General features: G+C 65.0%; 14 protein-coding genes and 1 tRNA gene. 6 read left to right on the top strand and 9 right to left on the bottom strand.

All coding sequences use genetic code 11. The features are described 5' to 3' along the window. Positions 1 to 52 precede the first annotated feature (52 nt). The 3 genes from I6N91_RS15150 to I6N91_RS15140 all read left to right on the top strand — a co-directional run bounded on the left by I6N91_RS15150 (position 53) and on the right by I6N91_RS15140 (position 1,861). Positions 53 to 907, top strand: coding sequence for a thioredoxin domain-containing protein (locus tag I6N91_RS15150; protein ID WP_233091905.1), 855 nt, complete (start codon positions 53 to 55; stop codon positions 905 to 907). 89 nt (positions 908 to 996) lie between these two features. Beyond that, a tRNA-Thr gene (locus tag I6N91_RS15145) sits at positions 997 to 1,073 on the top strand. A gap of 404 nt (positions 1,074 to 1,477) precedes the next feature. Next, positions 1,478 to 1,861 carry a VOC family protein gene (locus I6N91_RS15140; RefSeq protein WP_198813931.1) on the top strand — a complete coding sequence of 128 codons (384 nt, stop codon included), beginning with the start codon at positions 1,478 to 1,480 and terminating at the stop codon, positions 1,859 to 1,861. A gap of 176 nt (positions 1,862 to 2,037) precedes the next feature. Here I6N91_RS15140 and I6N91_RS15135 read toward each other — a convergent pair whose 3' ends face one another. After that, entirely contained in the window at positions 2,038 to 2,274 is a 237-nt protein-coding gene (locus I6N91_RS15135; protein WP_198813927.1) for a hypothetical protein, read from the bottom strand. Between the two features lie 70 nt (positions 2,275 to 2,344). Between I6N91_RS15135 and I6N91_RS15130 the strand changes: the two genes are divergently transcribed. Together I6N91_RS15130 and I6N91_RS15125 are read left to right on the top strand one after the other, a co-directional pair. Further along, positions 2,345 to 2,941, top strand: a complete 597-nt coding sequence (locus I6N91_RS15130; protein ID WP_198813926.1) for a hypothetical protein — start codon at positions 2,345 to 2,347, stop codon at positions 2,939 to 2,941. Positions 2,942 to 3,037: 96 nt separating this feature from the next. Continuing rightward, positions 3,038 to 3,637: a hypothetical protein gene (locus I6N91_RS15125; protein WP_198813925.1), complete on the top strand. Its 600-nt coding sequence runs from the start codon at positions 3,038 to 3,040 to the stop codon at positions 3,635 to 3,637. Positions 3,638 to 3,688: 51 nt separating this feature from the next. On the opposite strand, the gene I6N91_RS17400 is transcribed toward I6N91_RS15125, so the two are convergent. The 3 genes from I6N91_RS17400 to I6N91_RS15115 are packed head-to-tail and all read right to left on the bottom strand — an operon-like array spanning position 3,689 to position 4,328. Then, on the bottom strand, positions 3,689 to 3,817 hold the full coding sequence (locus I6N91_RS17400) for a hypothetical protein (RefSeq protein ID WP_269823099.1): 129 nt from the start codon (positions 3,815 to 3,817) through the stop codon (positions 3,689 to 3,691). Between the two features lie 35 nt (positions 3,818 to 3,852). Next, complete coding sequence (locus I6N91_RS15120) at positions 3,853 to 4,128, bottom strand: hypothetical protein (RefSeq protein ID WP_198813924.1); 276 nt, start codon at positions 4,126 to 4,128, stop codon at positions 3,853 to 3,855. Positions 4,129 to 4,166: 38 nt separating this feature from the next. Then, on the bottom strand, positions 4,167 to 4,328 hold the full coding sequence (locus tag I6N91_RS15115; RefSeq protein ID WP_198813923.1) for a hypothetical protein: 162 nt from the start codon (positions 4,326 to 4,328) through the stop codon (positions 4,167 to 4,169). An 86-nt stretch (positions 4,329 to 4,414) separates the two neighbouring features. Between I6N91_RS15115 and I6N91_RS15110 the strand changes: the two genes are divergently transcribed. Next, positions 4,415 to 4,630: a hypothetical protein gene (locus tag I6N91_RS15110; RefSeq protein WP_198813922.1), complete on the top strand. Its 216-nt coding sequence runs from the start codon at positions 4,415 to 4,417 to the stop codon at positions 4,628 to 4,630. A gap of 335 nt (positions 4,631 to 4,965) precedes the next feature. Here I6N91_RS15110 and I6N91_RS15105 read toward each other — a convergent pair whose 3' ends face one another. The 5 genes from I6N91_RS15105 to I6N91_RS15085 all read right to left on the bottom strand — a co-directional run bounded on the left by I6N91_RS15105 (position 4,966) and on the right by I6N91_RS15085 (position 8,887). Then, positions 4,966 to 5,559 (bottom strand): hypothetical protein, encoded by a 594-nt coding sequence (locus I6N91_RS15105; protein ID WP_198813921.1) that lies wholly within the window; start codon positions 5,557 to 5,559, stop codon positions 4,966 to 4,968. Positions 5,560 to 5,688: 129 nt separating this feature from the next. Next, the gene (locus I6N91_RS15100) at positions 5,689 to 6,030 is read right to left on the bottom strand and encodes a hypothetical protein (RefSeq protein ID WP_198813920.1); all 342 of its coding nucleotides are present in this window, start codon (positions 6,028 to 6,030) and stop codon (positions 5,689 to 5,691) included. A 419-nt stretch (positions 6,031 to 6,449) separates the two neighbouring features. Next, positions 6,450 to 7,679 carry a family 16 glycosylhydrolase gene (locus I6N91_RS15095; RefSeq protein ID WP_198813913.1) on the bottom strand — a complete coding sequence of 410 codons (1,230 nt, stop codon included), beginning with the start codon at positions 7,677 to 7,679 and terminating at the stop codon, positions 6,450 to 6,452. 668 nt (positions 7,680 to 8,347) lie between these two features. Continuing rightward, positions 8,348 to 8,569 carry a hypothetical protein gene (locus I6N91_RS15090; protein ID WP_198813911.1) on the bottom strand — a complete coding sequence of 74 codons (222 nt, stop codon included), beginning with the start codon at positions 8,567 to 8,569 and terminating at the stop codon, positions 8,348 to 8,350. 57 nt (positions 8,570 to 8,626) lie between these two features. Continuing rightward, positions 8,627 to 8,887 carry a hypothetical protein gene (locus I6N91_RS15085; protein WP_198813908.1) on the bottom strand — a complete coding sequence of 87 codons (261 nt, stop codon included), beginning with the start codon at positions 8,885 to 8,887 and terminating at the stop codon, positions 8,627 to 8,629. Positions 8,888 to 9,148 lie beyond the last annotated feature (261 nt).

Raw genomic sequence — 9,148 nt, 5'->3', positions numbered from 1 at the left:
ACTGGGGCGGATCGGGAAGCGTCCCGGAGAAGCAGGTAAGGCAGAAGGACCGATGGCACCGAGCAATTCCCGCAAGCCCAGCAAGGCCGAGCGAACAACGGAGGCCCGCGAGCGGGCACGGCTCCAGCGCGAGGCGGCCGAACGCGCCGCCCGGCGGAACTCGCTGCTGATCCGGTGGGGCGTGGTGGCCGCTGCCGTCGTGATCGCCGTCGTCATCGCGCTCGTTGTCGCCAGCAACATCCGCGGGCGGGTGCCCGACGCCGGTCCGGCGCCGCAGCACGGCAATGACCAGGGCGGAATCACCCTGGTTTCGACTTCCAAACTTGCCGAGACCGAGGTCAGCGAGGTCGACGTAGCATCTTTGCCGGAGGAGCCCGCGCCGGGAGCGGACCTGCCGCCGGGTGTGGAGCCTGCCGCGGACGGGGCGCCCATCCCGGTGGTCGCCTACGTCGACGTGAACTGCGTCCACTGTTCCAACTTCGAGAACGAGTACTCGGATGACCTCCGGCGCTGGCTCAATGCCGGTGACATCACCCTCGAATACCGCAACGTCGCCTACCTCGACCGCAACTCCCGCGACGACTACTCCTCGCGGGGGGCCAGTGCGCTCGCCTGCGTGGCGGATACGGCGCAGGACAGCTACTTCGACTTCTCCACCGCGCTGTTCGCCAACTTCGAAAGCGGTGAGCTCGACGACGGCGGGCTGGCCGATATGGCGGCCGAGGTGGGTGCCGGAGACATCTCCACCTGCCTGTCCGAGGGCACTTTCCGGCCCTGGGTGAAGTACACGACGGAGGCCGCGCAGGCCGCCGGCATCGAGGGCACGCCGACCGTTTATGTCGACGGCAAAGAGGTCCCGGACGCCGTGGCGGACTTCGGGAAGGTCGTCGAGGCGAAGCTTGGCTGAGTTTCCCCGGACCGGAGGGCTGGGCTAACCTTAGGGAGCGCCCGTTGTGTGTTGGAGACTGCGGCGGCGCCCGCTGGTGAAGCCAGCATGCCTCCTTAGCTCAGTTGGCCAGAGCACCTGTCTTGTAAACAGGGGGTCGCCGGTTCGAATCCGGCAGGGGGCTCCAGAAAAAGTTTTCTGTCTAGGAAAACGTTTCATTGGGGTTCGAACCGGCGGCCGTGATGTCGCCGAATCAAAACAGGAATCAAGTCTTGAGACGCTGCCGCTACAGCTTTTGTCCGCCGTCACCGGCTGGGGCCATGTATGCGGAGATGGCTGGTCACCTCACCGGCGCGCGGATGCCCGGCGTTCCTCTTTGAGTTGGGCGGCGCGGGAGTTCCGGCGGAGCCTTCGTAGGTGCTCCACATTTTCCTCGGACCACGCGAACCGGGCGGCCAGCTCCGCCATCGACTGTCCTTCACAGCCACAGACGATCCCGCGGATCCGGCGTCCTGTGTGAAAAGAACAAGGACCGGTTCCGTCCGCAACCCGGCCTATCCTGAGGTCGTCAGGACCAACAGGAGGAAGCTCATGGATTGGAAAATCGAACTCGTTGCCATCCCGGTCTCCGACGTTGACCGGGCGATCGGCTTCTACCGCGACAGGGCGGGCTTCGTGCTGGATCACGACCACCGGGTGGGCGAAGGAGTCCGCTTCGTACAGTTAACCCCGCCCGGCTCTGCCTGCTCCATTGTTCTGGGAGAGGGAATCACGGAAATGGCCCCTGGCTCGCAGAAAGGCGTCCAGATCGTCGTGCCGGACGCGGCCCGGGCCCGTTCGATGCTCCTCGAAAAGGGCGTTGAAGCAAGCGAAGTGGACCTCCAGCCGTGGGGCAGTTTCGTGTACTTCTCTGACCCGGACGGCAACACTTGGTCTCTTCAGCAGCTGCCCGACTACGGGGACTCCCAGGGCTGAGGGGCGTCACGATGGCGCCTTTGACTCCAGGCGGTGTCCGGTGCCTGGCCCCAGTCCATGCTGCTGAAAGACATGGCGGTGCTTAGGGTGCCCAGCGGTTCGGTTGAGGGCATGTGTGCGAGGACGAAGCTTCCTGTGGAGTGGGATCTGGTCCTACACACCCGTCCGGGTCCTGCTCAACTGGGAGTAGGCCCCAGCACGGGGGTCTTCCGGATAAGCATCTTCAATTGCGCAAGGTCGGCCCCGCTGAAGCCGCGGGAGCGCATGTCTTCGAGGATCGCGCCCGGGCCGATCAGCCCGCCCTGCCGCAGGTCGGCAAAGATTTGCAGGACCCGGTCCGCGCTGTGATCGTCACGCCAGCCCCGTTGGCCGAGGTTCGCTATCTGATCGAGTCCGCGCTGCAGTGAAGCCATTCGTCCAATGTAGCCGTGCCCCATGCTGCCGACGGCTCCGGCGGAACACCAGCACCGTTACGATGTCCCGATGGGGGATACCGGTCGACGAGTCAGCCGCGAGAAGCGGAGGAAACATGTCCACCGCATCGAGGACTTTCCGATCCACCTGCGCCGGGCTGCGGCGGCTCTGGTCGCACTGCTTGTCGCCCTAGGCAGCATTCTTTTCAGCGTCCATACGGAGGCCGAGTTCGACCGGGCCGGCGAACTCGTCAAGACGCAGGAGCACTGGAGCGGCATGCTCCTGTATGGGAGCCCGAGGCCAGGGGGACGCTGCGACTACTACGTGATGGTGGAGGGGAAAGCGCTGCTGCTGAACTATTCGAGATTCCTACCGGACGACTCTTGGCACGCGATCGTTGAATACGTGGTCGATCCCGCAAACGAGGAGCACCTCATCGCGGTGGGCTCACCGGAAGACTGGGAGGACGAGCCGTGGAACACAGCCTTCGGGGCGTCAGTCGGCGGCTTCTCTACCCTCGCACTCATCGTGGTGACGTGGGGGCGGATCGTCCCTGAAGACGGGCGGACCGTGTGGGACAAGTTCTTCCCGAGCAGGAAGCCGGCGGGCCGGAGGGCGCGCGACCTGACGCCCCGAAACGACAGGGCTGGCCGCCATGTCCGTTGACGATAGGTCGGCCGGGACTGCAGACGGCACGGAGAGCCAGCGGCCGCGGCCGCGGCAACGCCGGGCGAAGGGCACAGGCACCGTTACGCTGTCCGGATGGGGACTCGGATACGGCGGATCAGGAACGACCTGCGAAGAAAGTTCGCCGCACACTTCTACCGACTGCCGCTCGGCCTGCGCCGTACCGCCGCCGTGCTGTTTATGCTGTCGATCACGGCGCTCATGGTGGTTTTCTATGTCGGCAGCTACGCACAGTTCAAGGAAGCCGGCGAGACCGTCAGGACGCAGGATCACCAGTCCGGACTCATTGTCCACATCTATGACAGCAGACGAAACGGCAACGCCAATTACTACGTTCAGACCGGAGAGGGATCGCGGCCCCGAGAGGGATGGCAGAGAGTGCGCTACCCGGAGTTCCTGCCGAACAATTATCTGTACGCGGAGGTGGAGTACGTCGTTGACCCTGAGGACCCGGACAGCGTCATCGCGGTGGGCACACCGGAGGACTGGGAGCGGATGTCCGCAAGTATGCTCTGGTTGCGGGTAGGAATGGGCGTTCTCTCGCTCGGGGGAATTGTGATGGCCTGGGAACGCCTCGCCCCCGAAGACGCCCGCGTGGTATGGAAGAGACTCTTCCCGAACAGGAAGCGCTGGGCTGAAGTGCGCAACCAGATGCCTGGAAGCAGTCCGCAGTGACACCACGCCCGGTGCTGAGGAGTCAGCCGGGCTGGCCGCCGGCGGCTTCACTCATCCGAACGCGCTGATGCCGGTGGCCAGGGTCGAGCCGATCAGGATGATGATCAGTGCGGCGACGGCGACCCGGATGCGGTTCGACTTCCGCTGCGGGGCGGGGGACGTGCGGGTGTCGCGGGACATGGAGATTCCTTCGGTGGTGGATGGGGTGGTGCCGGTCAGCTGAGCAGCTGGACGTCGGCGGTGTACTTCGCCAGGGACCTTGTGCGTTGACGCCGGCCCGGCCCGGAGATCCGCGCGAACAGTGATGGCTTGGCGTCCTCGATGACCTGCACGCCGACGAGGCTGCCGTACGTCTTAGGCGTGCTGGCTTCGGCGCTGTGCAGGACCTCCTCGAGATCCGCGCCGGTCTTGAGCAGCTCGCCGGTGTGGCTGTAGACGCGGAACTCGGCGTCGTCGGGAACCTGGTACTGGACGCGGGCGACGACCTTCATGGCAGCGGCGCTGCGTGAGGCTCCGGCCGCGGAGACTTCTAATTGCGTTGCTGTAGGGCATGTTCCTGCGGAACGTGTTCACCAGTGGCGAGGAGGATCTCGGCGAACCGGGTGCTCCAGTCAAAGAGGGTGCCGTCCATGTCGAGGGCAATGGTGGGCCTGTCTCCGTTTACGAAGGCCCTGGTGCGCGTGTCTGTCATGGTGCACGCATGTATACGTCACTGGTACGACAGTTCACCGAAGGCGGCTACGCTTGGCCAACATCCGACCGCCACAAAGGAGCGCCATGACCGACAGCAAGCTGGGACCCGACGAAGATTTCCCGGAAGACCTGACCAAGTTGGACACCGACGACGTCGAGAATCTCAACAGCAAGGTGGAACGCCAGGTCGACCACGAGTACGTCAAGGAAGGCGACCTGCACCCCGAGACGGCCTTCCGCGACCATGAGCTCGACAGCGAACTCGATGCCCGTGATAAGGCGGAGGACAGCGGGTCCTGAAACCGGCGGCATGAGCACCTGACACAGCAAAGTGCCGCTCCGGCGACCGATACGGCCCTTCGTGCGTTCCTGCTCAGGCGGCCTTGGGCAGCTTGGCCTTGTGGCCGGCGTGGATGTTCTCCTCCATGGCCCGGAACGCGGCCGTGTCGGCCAGTTGCTGGCACAGCTCCCGATTCTCTTAATGCCGCTTAAGGATGTGACTATGCCGGGGGAGTCTGCTTCACCTCTTCGGTCGAGGTGGGGCAGGACCTGTGTGGGCGCGCCGTCCTGCCGGAGACTGCTCGGCGCGAGCTTTAGGGGTACGGGGGTCGGTGCCTCAGCAGTTCCACGACGGGCTACTGCCGCGCGCTGTCCCAGAAGGCCCAGCTACGCTGCGCGGCCCCGCGGATCTCCCCGGCGTCTAGGGCCATCGTTGACTCGGGAATTCCCAGCAGGGCACCCTCCACGACGAGCAGCAGTTCCCCGACTGACGGCAGCGGGTACAGCCACAGTTCCACCGACCCGGTGACAGCGCTTTTTGAGGCCCCGGCCTCCGCCTGCGCCATCAGGACCGGTCCTGTGACGGACCCCGACCTGGACCGGGGGGCGTTCTGGGTCGAAACCTTCTGGCCGTCCGGCAGGCCCACACCGAAGCGCAGGACCTCGACGCTGTGCCGGTCTTGGCCCATCCATCGGTCCAGCAAGGTGTCCCAATCCCCGTCGGTCCTGGAGCCGCGGCGAAGCATCCAGCGGATCCGGATGGAGCACCCGGTGGAGTACGCCTCCACATGCGACACGCCCACCACGGTGTCCCCGCCGCGCCAGAGGAATCGGCCCACGGGAAGGACCACCGGCAGCTCATCGGAGGGCGGCCGCACCCAGTCGAGACTCGGTACCCGGTGCCGCTGCGGCGGGGGAGGCGGCGCCGGAATGTCGTCGAAGAAGCTCACGGCCCCAGTGTCCCAGCGGTGTCAACAGGGCATGGATAAGGGCCGCGCCGGAGTGGGGGACGGCCCTTTCTGAGGGAGCGGTCAGGCTCGCACGGACAGGCCCAGCAGGGGAGACCGTCGGCCGGTGATTCAGCCGTGAGCGGTGGGTATCCAGCGGTGCGTGCCGGCAGGAAATTCAAAGAGCGCAACCCGGAAGCCGGGCACCTCCGGGGGCAGCGCTTGCCCATCCATGTAGGGGTTCAGGTCTACTGTCCGGCATTTGATGCCTAGCTGCCGAAGTGCAGCCGCGACGCCGTCCGGGGGAAGGAGCTGCGGGTAGCGGATCATTGTGGCATCAAGCGAGTCGTCGACAGCCGCCGGGTCGAGGGATTCGAGGGCGCTGACGCTGTCCTCGCGGATGGCCGCGTAAACGGCCAGCTGGACATCGTCGGCGCCAGCGAAGTTATCCGGGGTTGGCTGGTCGGCGGTCACGGCTCTCCTTCGGCTTGGATCAGGCCGATCCTACCAACGGAGGGAACCCCGCGGCCTGGTGGATGGCCAGTCGAGTAGCCCTCGGTGGGAGCCGCCGGCCCACTGCGTGTTCCCTTGTATGGCCCTCTCCTACTCCCATAGCTGCGACGCTCCCAACCCGAACAACGCTTGGAAGTTCCACGGCTCGGAACCGTTCCGCAGGCAGCCCGAATTCATCATGCGCAATGCCTGAGGAACGATCGCATGCGAGACTGGCCCCAGAAACGGCGCACTGAACCAGGGGGATAAGTGGCTGGAGCAGGAAAGAGCGCGGGCCCACCCAGCCATTGGGTGGCAGCCGAGCGGCGGGCTGCCGTTGTGAGTAAGCGCTTCTGGTGTCCATGGGCCCGCAAGCCAGGCGTCTGTTGGCTGACAGGCTTCTAGCGCTTGTAGGCCCGGACGTAATCGACTTCCATGAGCGCCGGAAATTGGGTGTCTGCATCCGGTGAACCGGGCCAGCCACCTCCGACCGCCATATTGAGCCGGAGGAAGAAGTTCCGGCTGAAACTCTCATCCATCCACGAGGTGGTCGTCCGGTTCCGCTCGTAGGTTTTCACGCCGTCGACGTACCAACGGATGACGCCGGGCTCCCACTCAACCGCGTACTGGTGGAACCCGTCAGCCATCGTGCGCCCGTTCGGCAGAACGTATTCATGGTCCTGCATACCGTGGGGTGCAGAGAAGCCGTAGTCGTAGTGGATCGTTTGGTGGACCTCGTTCGCCCTGACATGGGTCTCCGCCTTCGAGGAACCGAGAGCTTCCATAATGTCGATCTCACCGACGCCGCGGTCGACCGGACGCATCCAGAAAGCAGGCCAGAGCCCCTTCGACGTTCCCTGCTGAACAGGGAGCTTCGCGCTCATCTCGAACCGGCCGTAGGTAGTTTCAAGCTTCCCAAGCGTGTTCAGATGGCCTGAGGTGTACAGCCGCCCGTTCGGGAAGCGGCCGTCGTTGCTGTTGCAGAGAACCGGAGCCGGGAGTTTCTGCGCGGTGATGGTCAGCTTGCCGTTCGCCACGCTGACGTTTTCGTCCTGAAGACAGGCAAGCTCGTCGTTACCGTCGCCGTAGGTGGAGTTGTCGAGGACGTTCCATTTCGTGGTGTCAACGGCAGCGCCGTTGAACTCGTCCGCCCAGTACAGCTTCCAGGCAGGTGGTGCCGGGGGCACGGCGTTGGTCTTTGCAGTGAGGACGGCCGACTTCTTCTCGATCCCCCCGATCGTTGCCGATACCTGGATGTTGTAGCTCGTGTTCGGGGCGAGGCCGGTGATAGTTTCGCCCTTCGTCGCGTCGTCCTGTCCAGCGACGTGGACGCCGTTGACATAGTGCTTGTAGCTTCCGGTGTAACCCGCGGGTGCATCCCACTCGACGCGGATCGCGGTTTGGGTGGTTCCCGAAGCTACCGGCCGCAGATTCGTCGGTGGTACCGGCGTGATCGGCGGGGTCCTGGTCGCCTTCATGGTGACGACAGCCGATTTGTACTCGACGCCGCTGATCGTGGCGCTGACCTGCACGGTGTGGATCGATCCGGAGGGCAGGCCCGAGAACGTCTCCCCGGTCGTGGGGTCCGAAGCGCCCGCGACGAATCTGCCGTTGAGATAGTGCTTGTACACGCCGCTATAACCGGGAACTGGGTTCCATACTGCTCGGATCGAGGTCGACGAGCTTGCCGCATAATCCTGGCGGAGGTTCGTAGGCCCACTTCCCGCGCAGGCCGGGCCGAGGCCTACCAGCAGCAAGAGCGCAGCGGCGGCCATTGCTAGCAGCGATTCCCGTGGGTGCTTCATGTTGTGCCTATCGAGAAAGTTTGAGGGTCGGAACACGCCGTTCACCGGCCGTGTGGCGCGTCGGGAGGGCTCTGGCGTGGGTTCGGCGATCCGCGGGGTCAACGACGTCGCAGGCGGGGCGGGCGGCTCGTCGGTTCCCTCCGCGGCGGGAACCTCCGGCTTGCTCCGGCTCCACCCCCATTCAGTTCCTGACCCTACCGGGAAATGTGACCAATGGCACTGATGTTTCAAATGAGACAGTAGTTTCATCGGGATAGCCGTCGCTAGAGCAATCTCCCGGCAAAACACAAAACCCCTTCCAAGTCACTGGAAGGGGTTCCTTACGACGCTTCGGGGAGGGGCATCCTCGGACGGGTGGGACGGCCCGCGGGAGTCTGCAGGCCAATTCCGTGAAGTCGGGGCTGGGATGTCTGCGTAAGGGCACAACGGAATCCGCTACGGTGTCGACCTCTCGGAGGTTCGACTCGGCAGTGGTGGCCTTCTCGGCGGCTCGCCTATTCGGCCGTGACGCCGGAGGAGGTGATCCGCAATGTCCCGGCGTCGCCGGGGGCCGTTGCCAGGGCCTCCCACACGTGGACGGAGAACAGCCTCAACTGACCCTCCAGCGGTGAGGAGTCAGCCGGATCGGCGAGCACCTCACCGTCGATCCGCGAAACGGCGGCGTGCGTCTGCGCAAGGGTCTGGGCGAAGACGAACCTCCGGCCGTCCGGTGCCACCGAAGGGCCCTAACTCCCGGTCCGAGCAGTCGAAGCCCTGCGGGTGGAAGGGGTTCGTTACTGGCGCAGCGGTAAGCGGTCGGTGTGGCGCCGGAGCGCGAGCCGCCTTGGCAGTTCGCGGATGGCCCAGAACGCAACGGCGACCGAGGCGATCAGGAGTAAGAACATCAGGTAGAGCCCGATCAGTTCCGCCAACGGGGAGCGGAATCCATTCAGCACCCTCAGGCCACCGAACGCTCCAGCGGTCCAGAATATGAGCACGGCCGCGAGTGCGCCGGCGGACGGAAGAAGGTCACGGTTGTTATTCAGCCACTGCATTTCGGCGTTCCTCAAGATACGGTCCCCACCACAGGTTCCATTGTCCGGATGGGCACCGTTTTCTCCGCTTCGGGCGCGTATTGGCTTCGTCACATTGCGAGGGGCGGCTTGATGTGCTGCGGGGCAGCAGGCCATGAGGCGTAGACCGGACTCGGAACCACCGGCGCGGGAGGGCCGCTACTGGAGTGAGGCGGCCGAGTGCCCGCCCGGCGCGGCATCCGTACCCGAATGCGTCCCGCGCGCCCGAAAACGACGGCGGCG

This window comes from Arthrobacter sp. MSA 4-2 (assembly GCF_016405885.1).
GTDB lineage: Bacteria > Actinomycetota > Actinomycetes > Actinomycetales > Micrococcaceae > Arthrobacter_D.
The sequence above is the reverse complement of the archived record's forward strand: the minus strand, read 5'-3'. Positions and strand labels throughout refer to the sequence as shown.

What these genes read in the sequence shown, in the direction of transcription:
- I6N91_RS15140 (WP_198813931.1), top strand. Translation starts at nt 1,478, where the DNA reads ATGGATTGGAAAATCGAACTCGTTGCCATCCCGGTCTCCGACGTTGAC.
- I6N91_RS15110 (WP_198813922.1), top strand. Translation starts at nt 4,415, where the DNA reads ATGACCGACAGCAAGCTGGGACCCGACGAAGATTTCCCGGAAGACCTG.
- I6N91_RS15130 (WP_198813926.1), top strand. Translation starts at nt 2,345, where the DNA reads ATGGGGGATACCGGTCGACGAGTCAGCCGCGAGAAGCGGAGGAAACAT.
- I6N91_RS15120 (WP_198813924.1), bottom strand. Translation starts at nt 4,128, where the DNA reads ATGAAGGTCGTCGCCCGCGTCCAGTACCAGGTTCCCGACGACGCCGAG.
- I6N91_RS15085 (WP_198813908.1), bottom strand. Translation starts at nt 8,887, where the DNA reads ATGCAGTGGCTGAATAACAACCGTGACCTTCTTCCGTCCGCCGGCGCA.
- I6N91_RS17400 (WP_269823099.1), bottom strand. Translation starts at nt 3,817, where the DNA reads ATGTCCCGCGACACCCGCACGTCCCCCGCCCCGCAGCGGAAGTCGAAC.
- I6N91_RS15150 (WP_233091905.1), top strand. Translation starts at nt 53, where the DNA reads ATGGCACCGAGCAATTCCCGCAAGCCCAGCAAGGCCGAGCGAACAACG.
- I6N91_RS15135 (WP_198813927.1), bottom strand. Translation starts at nt 2,274, where the DNA reads ATGGCTTCACTGCAGCGCGGACTCGATCAGATAGCGAACCTCGGCCAA.
- I6N91_RS15115 (WP_198813923.1), bottom strand. Translation starts at nt 4,328, where the DNA reads ATGACAGACACGCGCACCAGGGCCTTCGTAAACGGAGACAGGCCCACC.
- I6N91_RS15125 (WP_198813925.1), top strand. Translation starts at nt 3,038, where the DNA reads ATGGGGACTCGGATACGGCGGATCAGGAACGACCTGCGAAGAAAGTTC.